Genomic DNA, 17,445 nt, shown 5'->3' with positions numbered 1-17,445 from the left:
GAGGGCGGGGGGTGAGGGTGGCTTTATTGGCCATTGCCCTTCAATCAAGAGCAAAGTCAAAAGCTACCCCCTCACCCCAGCCCTCTCCCCCAAGGGGGAAAGGAAGCTCGACCGAGGTGCTCCCGGGCTTAGCGCCCGCCCATGATCGCGATGTAGTCCTGAGTCCAGCGGCTATAAGGCACAAACTTGCCACCCTCAGCCTGTGGGGTTTTCCAGAAGGCGATCTTGTCGAACTGGTCGAAACCGTTGGTCTTGCAACCTTCAGCGCCGAGCAATTCGCTCTCCTTGCACGCCGCTGGCACCGCTGGCAACGAACCAAACCACGCCGCCACATCACCCTGGACTTTCGGTTTCAACGACCAGTCCATCCACTTGTAGGCGCAGTTCGGGTGCTTGGCTTCGGCGTGCAGCATGGTGGTGTCGGCCCAGCCGGTGGCGCCTTCTTTCGGGATGGTCGAGGCGATCGGCTGCTTCTCGTTGATCAGACCGTTGACCTGATACGGCCAGGCGCTGGACGCGACCACGCCTTCGTTCTTGAAGTCGCTCATCTGCACCGTGGTGTCATGCCAGTAGCGGTGGATCAGCGGCTGCTGCTGGCGCAACAGTTCAAGCACGGCTTTGTACTGATCTTCGGTGAGTTGATACGGGTCCTTGATCCCCAGTTCAGGCTTGGCGGTCTTCAGGTACAGCGCCGCGTCGGCAATGTAGATCGGCCCGTCATACGCCTGCACGCGGCCCTTGTTTGGCTTGCCGTCGGGGAAGTTCTGCGCGTCGAACAGCACGTTCCAACTGGTCGGCGGTGTCTTGAACACGTTGCTGTTGTACATCAGCACGTTCGGGCCCCACTGGTACGGGGTGCCGTAGGTCTGCTTGTTGACCACGTACCACGGCGCATCTTTCAGGCGCGGGTCGAGGGTGTTCCAGTTCGGGATCAACGCAGTGTTGATCGGTTGCACGCGCTTGCCGACGATCAACCGCAGCGACGCATCGCCCGACGCAGTGACCAGGTCGTAACCGCCCTTGGCCATCAGGCTGACCATTTCGTCAGAAGTGGCGGCGGTCTTCACGTTGACCTTGCAGCCGGTTTCCTGCTCGAAACCGGTCACCCAGTCGTAGGCCTTGTCGCTTTCGCCACGTTCGATGTAACCCGGCCACGCCACGATATCCAGCTGACCTTCGCCGGCGCCGACGGCCTTCAGCGGCTCGGCGGCTTGCAGGCTGGCGCTGGCCAGCAAAGCCGTGGTGATTGCACTGAACAGTGCGGTCTTGTGCACGAACATGGTTGAACCCTCTTCTTTAAATTATGGTCGGGGCAGTTGTGAACGCGGTACAGCATGCCGTTGGCGGCTTGTTATTAGCGTAGTCAGAGATGCTGGCCGTGGCGGGCCATGATGTGCCGCACCACGCTGTAGTCCTGCAGCGAGTCGCTGGACAAGTCTTTGCCGTAACCCGAACGTTTCAGTCCGCCGTGGGGCATTTCACTGACCAGCATGAAATGGCTGTTGATCCACGTGCAGCCGTACTGCAAGCGGGCGGCGACCTGCATCGCCTTGTCCAGATTCTGCGTCCACACCGACGAAGCGAGGCCGTATTCCGAATCGTTGGCCCAGTCGACGGCCTGCGAAAGCTCGTCGAAACGGGTCACGGTGACCACCGGGCCGAACACTTCGCGCTGGACGATTTCGTCAGTCTGTTTGCAACCGGCGAGCAAGGTCGGTTGATAGTAGAAGCCGGCACCGGAATGCACCGCCGCACCGGTCACGCGCTCGATATGCGGCTGACCGAGGGCGCGCTCGACGAAGCTGGCAACGCGGTCGCGCTGGCGGGTGCTGATCAGCGGGCCGATCTCGTTGTCGGCATCGCGTTTGCCGGCGAAACGCAGGCTACCGACGGCGGCGCCGAGTTCGGCGACCAGTTTGTCGTGAATCCCGGCCTGCGCGTAGATCCGGCAGGCGGCGGTGCAGTCCTGGCCGGCGTTGTAGTAACCGTAGGTGCGCACGCCGTCGACCACCGCTTGAATGTCGGCGTCATTGCAGACAATCACCGGCGCTTTGCCGCCGAGTTCCAGATGCGTGCGTTTCAGGGTTTTCGCCGCAGCCTGCAGGATCTTCTGGCCGGTGACGATATCGCCGGTCAGCGAGACCATGCGCACCTTCGCGTGGCCGACCAAATGGCTGCCGACGCCTTCGCCACCGCCGCAGATGATGTTGATCACTCCACGCGGCAGGATTTCGGCCAGTGCTGGCGCCAGCGCGAGGATCGACAACGGCGTGTGTTCGGACGGTTTGAACACCAGCGTGTTGCCGGCGGCGAGGGCCGGGGCGATCTTCCACGCGGCCATCATGATCGGGTAGTTCCACGGCGCAATCGAGGCGACCACACCAATCGGATCACGGCGCACCATGCTGGTGTAGCCCGGCAGGTATTCGCCGCTGAGCTGACCGGTCTGGCAGCGCACGGCGCCGGCGAAGAAGCGAAACACATCGACGGTGGCGGTCAGATCGTCCTGACGCGCCAAGTGCAACGGCTTGCCGCAGTTCAACGATTCGAGACGGGCGAGGTGGTCGGCGTGTTTTTCAACGGCGTTGGCGATATCGAGCAACAGGTTCGAGCGTTGCTGCGGTGTGGTGCGCGACCATTCGGCGAAGGCGCGATGGGCGGCGAGGATGGCGGCTTCGACCTGCTCAGTGCTGGCCTCGGCGATGTGCGTAAGGATTTCTCCGGTGGCCGGGTTGAGGATCGGTTCGACAAAACCCTGCCCGGCGACCAGTTCGCCGTCGATCAACAACGCGGTACACATCGGGGTTTGCGCGCCAGCCATTTTCCGCGATCTCTTTTCTTGTGTGGCCATTGTTGCTCCCGTACCCGGGAGCCGACCGTCTTATAGATGCAGCAAGACTAGTGCGCGGCTCCGAGGTCGACAAATTCTAAATACTGAAGGTGGCATTCGATTAAATAGATGGCTTGCGTCCACCGTGGGGTTGTTCGCGGGCGACGGTGAGGAAGGGGTCTACCAGTGCCGGCCGCGCGGTGCCGCGACGCCAGGCCAGCCCGACGTCAAGGGTCTGGTTAAGGTCGGCGATTGGTCGCGCTTCGATGATGTCGCCCTCCAGTGACCATGGGCGATAGGTCATGTCCGGCTGAATCGACACCCCCAAACCGGCGGCGACCAGACTCCGCACGGCCTCGGTGGATGCGGTTCTCAGGGTGATCTTGGGTTGCAGCCCGGCGCCACGCCATAGACGTTGGGCATTGCGATCCATCTCGTCGACGTTGAGCTGAATCAGCGGCTCGCCGGCGACGTCGGCGAGGTTGATGCTGTCGTGTTCCAGCAGCGGATGCTGGGCCGGTAGCCACAAACGATGCGGTGAATGAGTCAGCACTTCCGTCTGCAAGGCATGGCGGTCTTCAAGGTTGGACAGGATCAGCACGCCGACATCTATCTCGCCGCTGACCAGCAAATGCTCGATGTAGGGGCGTTCATCTTCCATCACCCGAATCTCCACGTTGGGATAGGCACGTTGGAAACGGGTGAGCAAATCCGCCAGGTAATAACCGGCGACCAGACTGGTCACACCGACGATCAACTGTCCGGCGACCTGATCGGTGCTCTGTTGCAGGCTGCGCTTGGCATTATCCACGGTGGCCAGAATCAGGTGCGCCTGGCGCAGGAATTGATGACCTTGATGTGTAAGGGTCATGCCCTTGGCGTGCCGGCTGAACAGGCTGACGCCGATTTCCTCCTCCAGTTGCTGGATCGCTAACGTCAGGGTCGATTGGGAAATGAACGCGGTTTGCGCAGCGGCGGAGATCGAGCCGGTTTCGGCCACGGCGATGAAGTGACGGATCTGACGCAGGGTCATCATGAGAAGGGTACCCAGTGGGCGGTTTTTATAGATTGGCCTGAGTGTATATCTGTTTTTTAGATGCAGAGTGGGGCTGCTTCGCAGCCCAGCGGGAACAAGTTCCCTCGCCACAGAGGTGTTGAGCAACATCTGGAAGCACACTCGAACGCCGGGCGGAGGCACTTTCGATCTAGGCTGAGGGCCTTGTAGATCCGGATAACCCCTGTTTGGAGGCGGAACATGAACACCCGTGGATTACTCGATCAATTGCTCAAGTCTGGCCAGGATCTGTTGCAGAACAAGGCCGGCGCGGCGCAGAACAAATCGGCTGCCGGCGGTCTGGGCGGTTTGCTTGGCGGTTCTTCAGGCTCCGGCGGCCTCGGTGGCTTGCTCTCCGGCGCGGGCGGTGGTGCCTTGGCGGCGGGTGCCATGGGCTTGTTGATCGGTAGCAAAAAGGCCCGCAAGGTCGGTGGCAAAGTCGCGGTTTACGGTGGTCTCGCTGCGTTGGGTGTGCTCGCCTACAAAGCCTACGGCAACTGGAACGCGCAGAAAGGCCTGACCCCGCAACGTGAGCCGCAGACCCTCGATCGCCTCCCTGCGGCGCAAGCCGAGCAACACAGTCAGGCCATCCTCAAAGCCCTGGTCGCCGCCGCCAAGGCCGACGGCCACATCGACGATCGTGAACGCCAACTGATCGAAGGTGAATTCACCAAGCTCGACAACGACCAGGAACTGCAGCACTGGCTGCACGCCGAGCTCAACAAACCCCTCGACCCGACGGATGTTGCTCGCGCTGCCAGCACGCCGGAAATGGCCGCTGAAATGTACATCGCCAGCGTGATGCTGGTGGACGAGGAAAACTTCATGGAGAAATCCTATCTCGATGAATTGGCGCGCCAACTCAAACTTGAACCGGGGTTGAAAACCGAGCTTGAAAAGCAGGTGCGACAAGCGACCCAGTAACCTTTCAGGTTACATCGCGTTGAGGTCAATGCCGACCAGTCATTGACCTTCGCGAACGGGGGCTTGTTGGCTCAGCCTTTGTGATCCTCATCGCAGGATTGACCCCAGGCATCCGTTGGCGTCTTGCACTAAAAACCAGAAACCAGAAAACCGAGGCCATGAAGTGAGTCCTCGGATAAACGTCCGTCGCTTTTTTGGGGTTCTTCCGAATACAAGTTCGGGAAACTCGCTCAACGGAGCAACATCCACTGAAGAAGGAATCTTCAAGCAAAATGGTCAGCACCCATCGTTTGACTTACCTCGATTCTGTCAGAGCTCTGGCAGCATTGGCGGTGGTCATTTCTCACTATATTGAAAGAACACCGCTGTTCAATTGGGCGATTTTCGATTACTTCCGTCCCGGTCAGTTCGGCGTGGTGGTTTTTTTCATGGTCAGTGGTTTCGTGATCCCGTTCAGTTTCAAGGACGGTCCGGGCAAAACCAGGCGTTTCATACTTTCAAGATTTTTCAGGCTGTACCCTGCCTATTGGCTTTCAATAGTGCTGGCCTGTGTTGCCATTGCTTTTTTTGTTTCGGGCGAACTTGATCGGGCGAGAGTGCTGGCGAATGTCACCATGCTTCAAACGATGATCGGATACTCCAACTTGTTCGGCGTGTATTGGACTTTATTTGTCGAGTTGGTCTTTTATGGACTGTGTATTGCACTGAGCCTGGTCGGGTTGCTGGGGCATCTCAAAGTACGCTTCTGGTTGGCGATAGCGTTGCTGATGCTCTCGCTGGTGGGGGCAGCAGGTCGCTATTATTATGCGCTCCCGGCCCCCGTCGGAATCTTGTCATCGCTGTCGTTGATGTTGTTTGGGGGATTGTGGCGTAACTTTCAGATTGATCGGGATCCCAAGGCAGAACGCTACAGTTTCATCTGGATTGCTGTATTTGTTATCGCCTTTCCGATCATTGCGCTGTTGGCCTACGATGTTGATCAAGGGCTGCGAGAAAGTGCCTGGAATTTTATCGGCAGTTATTGGGCTGCACTGCTGTTCTTCATGTTAACTACCACGGTATTGAAGCTGGAAAACCGGATGCTCGCCTTTCTCGGGGCGATCAGTTATTCGGTCTACTTGACTCACCCGTTTTTTCTGGAGTTGGCTGACTCGAAAGTTAATCTGCAAAACGGTTTCAATCTTCCCGTCTTTGTTCTTTATTGCCTGAGCACGCTTGTCCTCTCATCGCTTTGTTATTTTCTGATAGAGAAACGCTCGATCGGATTGGGGCGGCAGATCAATGCGCACCTCGATGCACGGTTGACGCGCAGGAGTGCGATCAGCAGAGCGAAGGCATCAGCACTCGAAGCGGGAGTTCAAGTTGATTGAATACATTAACTTTCGCTGATAACGGGGCAGGAAGCCCACCGTGTCGACTGACGCATCTGGATGCCTTAAGGGGCATCGCTGCAATGTTGGTGGTGGTCGCACACTTCATTGAAAGAACCCCGCTCAAGGACACGTTTTTTTTCACCTGGGTGAACCTGGGGCAAGTGGGCGTGGTGATCTTCTTCTTGCTCAGCGGGATGGTCATTCCCTATAGCCTGAAGGAAGGGCGGCACGCGCTGGCGACTTTTGCCGTTTCCCGGTTTTTCAGGTTGTACCCGGCGTACTGGTTTTCCATTGCACTGGCGGTTGCGAGTTCGGACTGGTTTTTATCGACGCCTGTATCGCTGTCGACTGTATTGATCAACATGACGATGTTCCAGGCTGTTCTGAAAACACCGGATCTGTTCGGCGTTTACTGGACGCTGATCATCGAGATGTTTTTCTACGTGGCCTGCGCGGCGTTATTCAGCGTGGGACTTCTGGGCAAAGCCTGGGTGCGATTCGGCGTGGCAATCGGCCTGCTGGTCGTGGCGCTGATCTTTGCCATCGGCAGATTCTATCTGGCCAAAAAGATCCCCGTAGCGTTGCCGTTGTGTCTGTCAATCATGTTTTTTGGCAGTCTGTGGCGCGACGTCAGCCTTGGCGTGGCGGACTCACACGCTCGCCGATTGGTCGCTGTCTGGCTGGCATTATTTGTGGTTTTGCTTGTGCCTATATGCCTGCTGGCTTACACCACCGACCATGGGCATAAGGAAAATCCGTTCACTTATCTGATCAGCTACTTGATCGGTATGGCCTCTGCGCTTGTCGTGACCTTGTACCTGCGCAGAACCCTCAAGAGCGTGACTTTTCTGGGCACGATCAGTTATTCGGTGTACCTGATACACCCATTTTTTCTGGAGTGGGCGGCGTACGCGACAGACATGCGAGCCCAATTCAATGTGGGGGTTTTTCTGAGCTACCTGGTAGCGACGCTGGTGCTGGCCAGTTTCAGTTATGCCTTGCTGGAAAGGCCAAGTATCGGCATGGCAAGAGCGATCAATGCGAGATTGCAGGGAAGCTTCAGGCAAAGAGCGCAGGCCTGAGACAAATTGCAATTCCGGGTAAAAGTGGGCCTCGGTTTTTGTTTACAGCCCCAACACGCGATTACGCTTTCGGCCGCGCAGCACCCGCTATGGCCGATCCGTCGCCCCTTTTTGCCATTACCCCACTGGCACGCCAACCCCGGATTGGCGGACAGTCCCATTCCAGAGCCTCCCGTCAAACCCTGTCGGTGGGGCCCGAGGGTTGAAAAGCGTCTTATAAATGAAACACCGCCCTCGGCTATACTCCCCGCATTTCGACTTAGGCACGAGGAATCACTGTGAAGAACTGGACGTTGCGCCAACGCATTTTGGCGAGCTTTGCGGTGATTATCGCCATCATGCTGCTGATGGTCGTCGTCTCGTATTCACGCTTGCTGAAGATCGAGGCCAGTGAAAGCAGCGTACGTGACGATGCGATTCCTGGCGTCTATTACAGCTCGATGATTCGCGGTGCGTGGGTCGACAGTTACCTGCAGACTCAGGAACTGCTGGGCCTCAAGGAAGGGCAGGGCATCAGTAGCGAAGACGTGGCCGACTACAAGGCGTTCGAGAATCGCCTGCAAGAGCATATGGCCAGCTATCGCAGCACCATCACCACCGACGAGGACCGTATCGAGTTCGCGGCATTCGAAAAAGATCACGATGCTTACATGCAGATCCAGGATCAGGTGCTCGATTTGCACAAACGCAATCTGGAAGTCGAGGCGGTCAAGCTGTTCAGCGAGAAGCTGACCCCCGCGTGGTACACCGGCCGCATGAAACTCAATGACATCATTGGTGAGAACAAGAAAGTCGCTGATCAGGCCATGGCCAACATTGATGAAGCGGTGGCCGCGGCCAAGGTCAGTATGTTTGTCTCGCTGCTGGTAGCCGTCTTGGCAGCCGGTGCCTGTGGCCTGCTGCTGATGCGCGCGATCATGGCCCCGATGAACCGCATTGTGCAGATCCTGGACATCATGCGCACCGGCGACTTGAGCAGCCGCCTCAACCTTGAGCGCAAGGACGAATTCGGCGCAGTGGAAACCGGCTTCAACGACATGATGACCGAGCTGACCGCGCTGGTGTCTCAGGCCCAGCGTTCATCGGTGCAGGTGACCACCTCGGTGACCGAGATTGCCGCCACCTCCAAGCAACAGCAGGCCACCGCCACCGAAACCGCGGCCACCACCACCGAAATCGGCGCGACCTCCCGTGAGATCGCCGCCACCTCGCGGGACCTGGTGCGCACCATGACCGAAGTGTCGACCGCTGCCGATCAGGCCTCGGTGCTTGCCGGTTCCGGCCAGCAAGGCCTGGCGCGCATGGAAGACACCATGCACTCGGTGATGGGCGCGGCCGATCTGGTCAACGCCAAACTGGCGATACTCAATGAGAAGGCCGGCAACATCAATCAGGTGGTGGTGACCATCGTCAAAGTTGCCGACCAGACCAACCTGTTGTCGCTCAACGCGGCGATCGAGGCGGAGAAGGCTGGCGAATACGGTCGCGGTTTCGCCGTGGTCGCCACCGAAGTGCGGCGTCTGGCGGACCAGACCGCCGTCGCCACCTACGACATCGAGCAAATGGTCCGCGAGATCCAGTCGGCGGTGTCCGCCGGGGTGATGGGCATGGACAAGTTCTCCGAGGAAGTGCGCCGCGGCATGGCCGAAGTGCAGCAGGTCGGCGAACAACTGTCGCAGATCATCCATCAAGTGCAGGCGCTGGCACCGCGCGTATTGATGGTCAACGAGGGCATGCAGGCTCAGGCCACCGGGGCCGAACAGATCAACCACGCGCTGGTGCAGTTGGGCGACGCCAGCAGCCAGACCGTTGAATCGCTGCGTCAGGCCAGTTTCGCCATCGACGAACTGAGCCAGGTGGCCGTCGGGCTGCGCAGCGGCGTTTCGCGATTCAAAGTCTGATGAGCGAAATCACCGCCAAACGCGGCGCTGCGCCGGTGGCGAAACAGGCGTTGTTCCTGCTGTTTCGGATCGGCAACGAACGCTACGCCTTGCGCGCCACCGAGGTGGCGGAAGTGTTGCCGCGCCTGCCGTTGAAGCCGATTGCCCAGGCGCCGAACTGGGTTGCCGGGGTGTTTGCCTATCGGGGTGCGGTGGTGCCGGCGATCGACCTCAGTGCACTGACCTTCGGCCATCCCGCCGAGGCGCGCACCAGTACGCGGCTGGTGCTGGTGCATTACCGCCCGGATGCACTGCAACCGCCGCGCTGGCTGGGGCTGATCCTTGAGCAGGCGACCGACACGCTGCGCTGCAACCCTGAAGATTTTCAGCCGTATGGCCTGGACAATCGTCAGGCGCCGTACCTCGGCCCGGTGCGCGAAGATGCCCAGGGGCTGGTGCAGTGGGTGCGGGTCAACGACTTGCTGGATGACGCGGTGCGTAGCCTGCTGTTTCCGGCGCCGCTTGAGGCGCAGTCATGAGCAGCGACCAGCGGTTTTTCGATTTCCTCAAGGAACGCATCGGTCTGGATGTCACCTCGGTCGGGCCGGCGATCATCGAGCGCGCGGTGCGCCAGCGCACCACGCTCTCGCAAGCGGCGCACAGCGATGAATACTGGCAACTGCTGCAAGGTTCGCGTGACGAACAGCAGGCATTGATCGAGGCGGTAATCGTCCCCGAAACCTGGTTTTTCCGCTATCCGGAATCCTTCGCCACACTCGGCAAGCTGGCGCGCAAGCGTCTGGACGAATTGAACAACATGCGCGCGCTGCGCATCCTCAGCCTGCCGTGCTCGACCGGCGAGGAGCCCTATTCGATCGCCATGGCCTTGCTCGATGCCGGCCTCAAACCCCATCAGTTCAAGGTCGACGGCATGGATGTCAGCCCGCTGTCGGTGGACAAGGCGCGGCGCGCGCTGTACGGCAAGAACTCGTTTCGTGGTCAGGATCTGGACTTTCGCGAGCGTCATTTCACGGCCGAGCAGGACGGCCATCGGGTCAGCGATGCCGTGCGCGAACAGGTGCGCCTGCAGGCGGGCAATGTGCTGGATCCGACACTGCTGGCCAGCGAGCCGCCGTTCGACTTTGTGTTCTGCCGCAACCTGCTGATCTATTTCGATCAGCCGACTCAGCAGCAGGTTTTCGCCGTGCTCAAGCGTCTGACTCACGTCGATGGCGTGCTGTTCATCGGTCCGGCCGAAGGCAGTCTGCTCGGGCGCCTGGGCATGCGCTCGATCGGCATCCCGCAGTCGTTTGCCTTCAGTCGACACAATGATCCGGCACCGGAACCGCTGTCATTGCCGACCCCGACGCCATTACCCGTGCGTCAACCTTTGCGCAGTCCGCCACCACCGCCAGTGCGCCCGCGTCCGTTTGCCAGCGTTGCACCGTTGCCCGTCAGCAGCAAAAGCGCCAACCCGGACGCGGCGACCTTGCTCGCCAACATCGCTGCGCTGGCCAACGAAGGCAAGAGTGCCGAAGCCCGTGCGGCATGCGAGCAGTTCCTGCGCAGTCACGAACCGGTGGCGCAGGTGTTCTATTGGCTCGGCCTGCTCAGCGATGTTGCCGGCTCTGCACTCGAAGCCCAGAGTTATTACCGCAAGGCCTTGTACCTCGAACCGCAACACCCTGAAGCGTTGATGCACCTGGCCGCGTTGCTCCAGGCCCAGGGCGACAGCGCCGGTGCCAGACGATTGCAGGAGCGCGCCGCGCGCAGCGGCCGCACCGCCGACAGTGAGCGTAAACGATGATCCCGTCCGACACCTTGAACGTCACCCACGAAGACGCCCGGGCCATCGACGATTGCTGGAACCGCATCGGTATCCACGGCGACAAGTCCTGCCCGCTGCTGGCCGAACACATTCACTGCCGCAATTGTTCGGTGTATTCCGCTGCCGCCACGCGCCTGCTCGACCGTTATGCGTTGCAGCAGGACGAACGCGACCCGGTGGCGACCACCGTCGAGGCCGAACTGAAAACCCGTTCGTTGCTGATGTTCCGTATCGGCGAAGAATGGTTGGGCCTGGCGACTCGCAGTCTGGTGGAGGTCGCGCCGTTGCAGGCGATTCACTCGTTGCCGCATCAGCGTTCGCGGGCCTTGCTGGGTGTGGCCAATGTGCGCGGCGCGCTGGTGGCGTGCCTGTCGCTGGTCGAACTGCTCGATCTGGATGGCAACGCCGCACCGGCCAATGGCGCGCGGATCATGCCGCGCATGCTGATCATCGCCGCCCACGGCGGACCGGTGGTGGTGCCGGTGGACGAGGTCGACGGCATTCATGCCATTGATGAGCGGATCCTCGACGCCGCTTCGCAATCCGCTGCGCAAGCCAATGCCAGATACACCCGTGGCGTGCTGCAATTTCGCGGGCGCAGCCTGCGTTGGCTGGATGAAGAACAGCTGCTGTCCGCCGTGACCCGGAGCCTCACATGACCCCCGAGCAAATGCGCGACGCTTCCTTGCTGGAGCTGTTCAGCCTCGAAGCCGAAGCCCAGACCCAGGTCCTCAGTGCCGGGCTGCTGGCGCTGGAACGCAACCCGACCCAGGCCGATCAACTCGAATCGTGCATGCGTGCGGCGCACTCGCTGAAAGGGGCGGCGCGGATTGTCGGCATCGACAGCGGTGTCAGCGTCGCGCATGTGATGGAAGATTGCCTGGTCAGCGCGCAAGAAGGGCGCTTGCTGCTGCGCCCGGAGCACATCGACGCGCTGTTGCAGGGCACCGATCTGTTGATGCGCATTGCCACCCCGGCCAATGCTCCGCAACCCACCGATATCGAAACCTACGTGGCGCTGATGGCGAGCCTCGCCGACCCCTCGGCTGCACCGGCAACGTTTGCCGCTGCGCCGATGGCCGAGTTGCAACTTGAAGCGCCGCCGGTGCCTGCGCCCGCTCCCGAGGTTCCGTTCGAGCCCGCTGAACCCGCGCCGCGCAAGAACAAGCGCACCACCGAAGGCGGCGAGCGGGTACTGCGGGTCACCGCCGAGCGCCTGAACAGCCTGCTCGATCTGTCGAGCAAATCCCTGGTGGAAACCCAGCGCCTCAAACCGCATCTGGCGATCATGCAACGCCTCAAGCGCATGCAGAACAATGGTCTGCGCGCGCTGGAAAACCTCAACGTGCATTTAAAGGAACACGCGCTGAGTCTTGAAGCGCTGGAAGCCCTGGAAGATGCGCGGCGCCTGCTCGCCGAATCCCAGCAACTGCTGAGCGAGAAAAACGCCGAACTCGACGAGTTCGCCTGGCAAGCCAGTCAGCGTGCGCAGGTGCTCTACGACACCGCGCTGGCCTGCCGCATGCGGCCGTTTGCCGACGTGCTCACCGGTCAGGTGCGCATGGTTCGCGACCTGGGGCGCAGCCTTGGCAAACAGGTGCGGCTGGAAATCGAGGGCGAGAAAACCCAGGTCGACCGCGATGTGTTGGAAAAACTCGAAGCGCCGCTGACCCATTTGCTGCGCAACGCGGTCGATCACGGCATCGAAACCCCGGAGCAGCGCCTGCTCAAGGGTAAACCCGAAGAAGGCCTGATCCGCCTGCGCGCTTCCCATCAGGCCGGTCTGCTGGTGCTGGAATTGAGCGATGACGGCAATGGCGTCGATCTGGAAAAGGTTCGCCGCAGCATCGTCGAACGGCAGTTGTCGCCAGCAGAAACTGCGGCGCAGTTGAGTGAAGAAGAGTTGCTGACCTTCCTGTTCCTGCCCGGTTTCAGCCTGCGCGACACGGTCACCGAAGTCTCCGGGCGGGGCGTCGGCCTCGACGCGGTGCAGCACATGGTCCGCCAGTTACGCGGAGCGGTGGTGCTGGAGCAAACGGCGGGCGAGGGCAGTCGCTTTCATCTGGAAGTGCCGCTGACGCTGTCGGTGGTGCGCAGCCTGGTGGTGGAAGTCGGCGACGAAGCGTACGCCTTTCCACTGGCGCACATTGAACGCATGTGCGACCTGGCGCCGGACGACATTGTGCAGGTCGAAGGGCGTCAGCATTTCTGGCACGAAGGCCGGCACGTCGGGCTGGTCGCCGCCAGTCAATTGCTTAACCGCCCGGCCAGCCAGAACAGCGGCGAAACCCTTAAAGTCGTGGTGATCCGAGAGCGCGATGCGATTTACGGCGTCGCGGTCGAACGCTTCATTGGCGAACGCACCCTGGTGGTGTTGCCCCTCGACGAGCGTCTGGGCAAAGTCCAGGACATCTCCGCCGGGGCCTTGCTCGACGACGGTTCGGTGGTGTTGATCGTCGATGTCGAGGACATGCTGCGCTCGGTGGACAAGCTGCTCAACACCGGACGCCTGGAACGCATTGCGCGCCACGGCAATCAGGCGGCGGAAGCTGCGCGCAAGCGGGTGCTGGTGGTGGACGACTCGCTGACCGTGCGCGAACTGCAACGCAAACTGCTGCTCAATCGCGGCTACGACGTGGCCGTCGCAGTGGACGGTATGGACGGCTGGAACGCGCTGCGTTCGGAGGACTTCGATTTGCTGATCACCGACATCGACATGCCACGCATGGACGGCATTGAACTGGTCACCCTGTTGCGCCGCGACAACCGCCTGCAATCGCTGCCGGTGATGGTGGTGTCGTACAAGGATCGTGAAGAAGACCGACGCCGTGGACTGGACGCCGGGGCGGACTATTATTTAGCCAAAGCCAGTTTTCATGACGACGCTCTGCTCGATGCAGTGGTCGAGCTGATCGGAGGCGCGCGGGCATGAAGATCGCAATCGTCAACGACATGCCGATGGCGGTGGAAGCGCTGCGCCGGGCGCTGGCCTTCGAGCCGGCACATCAGGTGGTCTGGGTCGCCAGAAACGGTGCCGAGGCGGTGCAACTGTGCGCGCAAAACACTCCGGACCTGATCCTGATGGACCTGATCATGCCGATCATGGATGGCGTCGAAGCCACTCGGCGGATCATGGCGGAAACCCCGTGCGCCATCGTGATTGTCACGGTCGACCGCCAGCAGAATGTGCACCGGGTTTTCGAAGCCATGGGCTACGGCGCGCTGGATGTGGTCGATACCCCGGCCCTCGGTGCCGGCAATGCCCAGGAAGCCGCCGCGCCGCTGTTGCGCAAAATCCTCAATATCGGCTGGCTGATCGGCGAGAAAACCCCGCGCTCGCGTCCGGCGCCGACGCCCCCGCGCAGTTCGGCTTCGCGCCAGCGGCTGGTGGCGATCGGTTCGTCGGCGGGCGGGCCGGCGGCGCTCGAGGTGCTGCTCAAGGGCCTGCCACGCGATTTCTCGGCGGCCATCGTGCTGGTCCAGCACGTGGACCAGGTGTTCGCTGCCGGCATGGCCGAATGGCTGGCCAGCGCCAGCGGCCTCGACGTGCGCCTGGCCCGCGAAGGCGAGCCGCCGCAGGCCGGCGCGGTCCTGCTGGCCGGCACCAATCACCATATTCGCTTATTGAAAAACGGTACGCTGGCCTACACCGCCGAGCCGGTCAACGAGATTTATCGGCCGTCGATCGACGTGTTTTTCGAGAGCGTCGCCAGTTACTGGAACGGCGACGCCGTCGGGGTTTTATTGACCGGGATGGGACGCGACGGGGCGCAAGGGCTTAAGCTCATGCGCCAGCAGGGTTATTTGACCATTGCGCAGGACCAGCAAAGCAGTGCGGTGTACGGCATGCCCAAGGCCGCTGCGGCTATTGATGCCGCTGTGGAAATCCGTCCACTGGAAAAGATAGCGCCACGATTGCTGGAGATTTTCCCCACATGAACAGATTTATCCGCAATCCTGGCTCCCGCAGTACACAGGTGACCGCCCATGAGTGACTTACAGATCGACGACATTAAAACCGACGAAAACGCCGCCATGGTGTTGTTGGTGGACGATCAGGCGATGATCGGCGAGGCCGTGCGCCGTGGGCTGTCGAACGAAGAGAACATCGACTTCCACTTCTGTTCCGACCCGCATCAGGCCATTGCCCAGGCCGTGCGGATCAAACCGACGGTGATCCTGCAGGATCTGGTGATGCCCGGCCTCGATGGCCTGAGCCTGGTGCGCGAATACCGCAATCACCCGGCGACCAAGGACATTCCGATCATCGTCCTGTCGACCAAGGAAGACCCGTTGATCAAGAGCGCGGCGTTTTCCGCCGGCGCCAACGATTATCTGGTGAAGCTGCCGGACACCATCGAACTGGTGGCGCGCATCCGATATCACTCGCGCTCCTACATGACCCTGTTGCAACGGGATGCGGCCTACCGTGCGTTGCGGGTCAGCCAGCAACAGTTGCTCGACACCAACCTGGTGCTGCAGCGGCTGATGAACTCCGATGGCTTGACCGGGCTGTCCAACCGCCGGCATTTCGACGAGTACCTGGAGCTGGAATGGCGCCGTTCGCTGCGTGATCAGAGTCAGCTGTCGTTGTTGATGATTGATGTCGATTACTTCAAGTCCTACAACGACACCTTCGGCCATGTCGAGGGTGACGAGGCCTTGCGCAAGGTCGCCACGGCGATCCGCGACGCCAGCGCCCGGCCGTCGGACCTGCCGGCGCGTTATGGCGGTGAGGAGTTCGCACTGGTGCTGCCGAACACCTCGCCGGGCGGCGCTCGGCTGGTGGCGGAGAAACTGCGTCAGACCGTGGCGGCACTGAAGATTCCGCACAACACTCCGGCGGAAGGGGCGAGCCTGACCATCAGTATTGGTTTGGCGACGATGGTGCCGCAGGCGGGGAGCGATTGTCGGTTGCTGATTTCGGCGGCGGATCGTGGGTTGTATCTGGCGAAGAACAGTGGGCGTAATCAGGTCGGGATCGAGTAATGGCTGACCCTCACCCCAGCCCTCTCCCGGAGGGAGAGGGGGCCGACCGAGGTGTCCTTGGCCCTGCATCAACCAGGAAGACCTCGGCGATTCCGGATTCGGTAACGCCATTTCAGGTCGGCGTACCTCCTGAACATCCCCCAATCGGTCCCCTCTCCCTCTGGGAGAGGGCTAGGGTGAGGGTTGGCAATCTCCACTCAGACAGAAACCTCAAGCCATTCACCCCCCACACCCGCCAGACGGGCTGCCGTGACAGCGTGATTACGTTATACTCGCCGGCTTTCAAAAGTTCGCCAACGAGTGCTGCCCGTCATGGAAATCAACCCGATCCTGAACACCATCAAGGACCTGTCCGAGCGCTCCGAAACTATTCGGGGGTATCTTTGACTACGATCAAAAGCATGAGCGTCTGACCGAGGTCAATCGCGAGCTTGAAGATCCGAGTGTCTGGAACAAACCTGAATACGCCCAGGAACTGGGCCGCGAGCGCGCCGCGCTGGCGCAGATCGTCGACACCCTCGACGAACTGAACGGCGGTCTGGCCGATTGCCGCGACCTGCTGGACATGGCTGTCGAAGAAAACGACGAAGGTGCAGTGGGCGATGTCGTCGCCGAACTGGCCCGTCTCGAGGAAAATCTGGCCAAGCTGGAATTCCGCCGCATGTTCAGCCACGAGATGGACCCGAACAACGCCTACCTGGACATCCAGGCCGGTTCCGGCGGCACCGAAGCCCAGGACTGGGCCAACATCCTGCTGCGCATGTACCTGCGCTGGGCTGACAAACGCGGTTTCGACGCGACCATCATGGAACTGTCGGCCGGTGAAGTCGCCGGTATCAAAGGTGCGACCGTGCACATCAAGGGTGAATACGCCTTTGGCTGGCTGCGTACCGAGATCGGCGTCCACCGTCTGGTGCGCAAGAGCCCGTTCGACTCCGGCAACCGTCGCCACACCTCGTTCTCCGCGGTGTTCGTCTCGCCAGAGATCGACGACAAGGTGGAAATCGAGATCAACCCGGCAGACCTGCGGATCGACACCTATCGTTCCTCCGGTGCCGGTGGTCAGCACGTAAACACCACCGACTCGGCCGTACGTATCACCCACGTACCGACCAACACCGTGGTCAGCTGCCAGAACGAACGTTCCCAGCACGCCAACAAGGACACCGCCATGAAAATGCTGCGGGCCAAGTTGTACGAGCAGGAAATGCAGAAGCGCAACGCCGCATCCCAGGCCCTGGAAGACACCAAGTCCGACATCGGCTGGGGTCACCAGATCCGCTCCTACGTGCTTGACGCGTCGCGGATCAAGGACCTGCGCACCAACATCGAACGCAGCGACTGTGACAAGGTGCTCGACGGCGACATCGACGAATACCTGGAAGCCAGCCTGAAATCAGGGCTGTAAAAGACGCAATACAGCATCGGCTGATTCAACCCGATCCCTGTAGGAGCCAGCCCAGCTGGCGATCTCCGGGCCGCCAG

General features: G+C 60.8%; 14 protein-coding genes. 11 read left to right on the top strand and 3 right to left on the bottom strand.

Annotation, left to right across the window (positions count from 1 at the left end; translation table 11 throughout):
• Positions 1-128 precede the first annotated feature (128 nt).
• The 3 genes from ydcS to K5Y35_RS02110 form a co-directional block, all read right to left on the bottom strand.
• Positions 129-1,280 (bottom strand): putative ABC transporter substrate-binding protein YdcS, encoded by a 1,152-nt coding sequence (gene ydcS / locus K5Y35_RS02120; protein ID WP_186745068.1) that lies wholly within the window; start codon positions 1,278-1,280, stop codon positions 129-131.
• A gap of 83 nt (positions 1,281-1,363) precedes the next feature.
• Positions 1,364-2,851, bottom strand: coding sequence for a gamma-aminobutyraldehyde dehydrogenase (locus K5Y35_RS02115; protein ID WP_222833580.1), 1,488 nt, complete (start codon positions 2,849-2,851; stop codon positions 1,364-1,366).
• Between the two features lie 100 nt (positions 2,852-2,951).
• Positions 2,952-3,866, bottom strand: a complete 915-nt coding sequence (locus K5Y35_RS02110; RefSeq protein ID WP_123464995.1) for a LysR family transcriptional regulator — start codon at positions 3,864-3,866, stop codon at positions 2,952-2,954.
• A gap of 219 nt (positions 3,867-4,085) precedes the next feature.
• On the opposite strand from K5Y35_RS02110, the gene K5Y35_RS02105 reads away from it, so the two are divergent.
• The 11 genes from K5Y35_RS02105 (at position 4,086) to prfB (ending at position 17,368) form a co-directional block, all read left to right on the top strand.
• Complete coding sequence (locus K5Y35_RS02105; RefSeq protein WP_123464997.1) at positions 4,086-4,808, top strand: tellurite resistance TerB family protein; 723 nt, start codon at positions 4,086-4,088, stop codon at positions 4,806-4,808.
• A 272-nt stretch (positions 4,809-5,080) separates the two neighbouring features.
• Entirely contained in the window at positions 5,081-6,178 is a 1,098-nt protein-coding gene (locus K5Y35_RS02100; protein ID WP_222833579.1) for an acyltransferase family protein, read from the top strand.
• Positions 6,179-6,261: 83 nt separating this feature from the next.
• The gene (locus tag K5Y35_RS02095; protein ID WP_222833578.1) at positions 6,262-7,263 is read left to right on the top strand and encodes an acyltransferase family protein; all 1,002 of its coding nucleotides are present in this window, start codon (positions 6,262-6,264) and stop codon (positions 7,261-7,263) included.
• Between the two features lie 278 nt (positions 7,264-7,541).
• On the top strand, positions 7,542-9,164 hold the full coding sequence (locus tag K5Y35_RS02090) for a methyl-accepting chemotaxis protein (RefSeq protein ID WP_123465003.1): 1,623 nt from the start codon (positions 7,542-7,544) through the stop codon (positions 9,162-9,164).
• Entirely contained in the window at positions 9,164-9,682 is a 519-nt protein-coding gene (locus K5Y35_RS02085) for a chemotaxis protein CheW (protein WP_222833577.1), read from the top strand. Before K5Y35_RS02090 ends, K5Y35_RS02085 begins: the two co-directional genes overlap by 1 nt.
• The gene (locus K5Y35_RS02080) at positions 9,679-10,950 is read left to right on the top strand and encodes a CheR family methyltransferase (RefSeq protein WP_222833576.1); all 1,272 of its coding nucleotides are present in this window, start codon (positions 9,679-9,681) and stop codon (positions 10,948-10,950) included. Before K5Y35_RS02085 ends, K5Y35_RS02080 begins: the two co-directional genes overlap by 4 nt.
• Positions 10,947-11,630: a chemotaxis protein CheW gene (locus K5Y35_RS02075; protein ID WP_123465008.1), complete on the top strand. Its 684-nt coding sequence runs from the start codon at positions 10,947-10,949 to the stop codon at positions 11,628-11,630. The genes K5Y35_RS02080 and K5Y35_RS02075 overlap by 4 nt, the downstream gene beginning before the upstream one ends.
• Positions 11,627-13,903, top strand: coding sequence for a hybrid sensor histidine kinase/response regulator (locus K5Y35_RS02070; protein WP_222833575.1), 2,277 nt, complete (start codon positions 11,627-11,629; stop codon positions 13,901-13,903). The genes K5Y35_RS02075 and K5Y35_RS02070 overlap by 4 nt, the downstream gene beginning before the upstream one ends.
• The gene (locus tag K5Y35_RS02065) at positions 13,900-14,910 is read left to right on the top strand and encodes a chemotaxis response regulator protein-glutamate methylesterase (protein WP_123465012.1); all 1,011 of its coding nucleotides are present in this window, start codon (positions 13,900-13,902) and stop codon (positions 14,908-14,910) included. The genes K5Y35_RS02070 and K5Y35_RS02065 overlap by 4 nt, the downstream gene beginning before the upstream one ends.
• 48 nt (positions 14,911-14,958) lie before the next feature.
• A complete protein-coding gene (locus K5Y35_RS02060; protein WP_123465014.1) occupies positions 14,959-15,960 on the top strand; it encodes a PleD family two-component system response regulator in 1,002 nt (333 codons plus the stop codon).
• Positions 15,961-16,272: 312 nt separating this feature from the next.
• Positions 16,273-17,368 (top strand): peptide chain release factor 2 gene (gene prfB, locus K5Y35_RS02055; RefSeq protein ID WP_099758102.1). Its coding sequence is split into 2 segments (ribosomal slippage): positions 16,273-16,344 and positions 16,346-17,368, totalling 1,095 coding nucleotides; the frame shifts between segments, so codons are not numbered across the junction.
• Positions 17,369-17,445: the final 77 nt, after the last annotated feature.

It is taken from the genome of Pseudomonas sp. SC3(2021) (genome assembly GCF_019856535.1).
Lineage (GTDB): Bacteria > Pseudomonadota > Gammaproteobacteria > Pseudomonadales > Pseudomonadaceae > Aquipseudomonas > Aquipseudomonas monsensis.
This window is presented reverse-complemented; position numbering and strand designations above follow the sequence as displayed.

Excerpts from the sequence above, each read along its gene's own strand:
- ydcS (WP_186745068.1), bottom strand. The coding sequence starts at position 1,280 with ATGTTCGTGCACAAGACCGCACTGTTCAGTGCAATCACCACGGCTTTG.
- K5Y35_RS02115 (WP_222833580.1), bottom strand. The coding sequence starts at position 2,851 with ATGGCCACACAAGAAAAGAGATCGCGGAAAATGGCTGGCGCGCAAACC.
- K5Y35_RS02110 (WP_123464995.1), bottom strand. The coding sequence starts at position 3,866 with ATGATGACCCTGCGTCAGATCCGTCACTTCATCGCCGTGGCCGAAACC.
- K5Y35_RS02105 (WP_123464997.1), top strand. The coding sequence starts at position 4,086 with ATGAACACCCGTGGATTACTCGATCAATTGCTCAAGTCTGGCCAGGAT.
- K5Y35_RS02100 (WP_222833579.1), top strand. The coding sequence starts at position 5,081 with ATGGTCAGCACCCATCGTTTGACTTACCTCGATTCTGTCAGAGCTCTG.
- K5Y35_RS02095 (WP_222833578.1), top strand. The coding sequence starts at position 6,262 with ATGTTGGTGGTGGTCGCACACTTCATTGAAAGAACCCCGCTCAAGGAC.
- K5Y35_RS02085 (WP_222833577.1), top strand. The coding sequence starts at position 9,164 with ATGAGCGAAATCACCGCCAAACGCGGCGCTGCGCCGGTGGCGAAACAG.
- K5Y35_RS02080 (WP_222833576.1), top strand. The coding sequence starts at position 9,679 with ATGAGCAGCGACCAGCGGTTTTTCGATTTCCTCAAGGAACGCATCGGT.
- K5Y35_RS02075 (WP_123465008.1), top strand. The coding sequence starts at position 10,947 with ATGATCCCGTCCGACACCTTGAACGTCACCCACGAAGACGCCCGGGCC.
- K5Y35_RS02070 (WP_222833575.1), top strand. The coding sequence starts at position 11,627 with ATGACCCCCGAGCAAATGCGCGACGCTTCCTTGCTGGAGCTGTTCAGC.
- K5Y35_RS02065 (WP_123465012.1), top strand. The coding sequence starts at position 13,900 with ATGAAGATCGCAATCGTCAACGACATGCCGATGGCGGTGGAAGCGCTG.
- K5Y35_RS02060 (WP_123465014.1), top strand. The coding sequence starts at position 14,959 with ATGAGTGACTTACAGATCGACGACATTAAAACCGACGAAAACGCCGCC.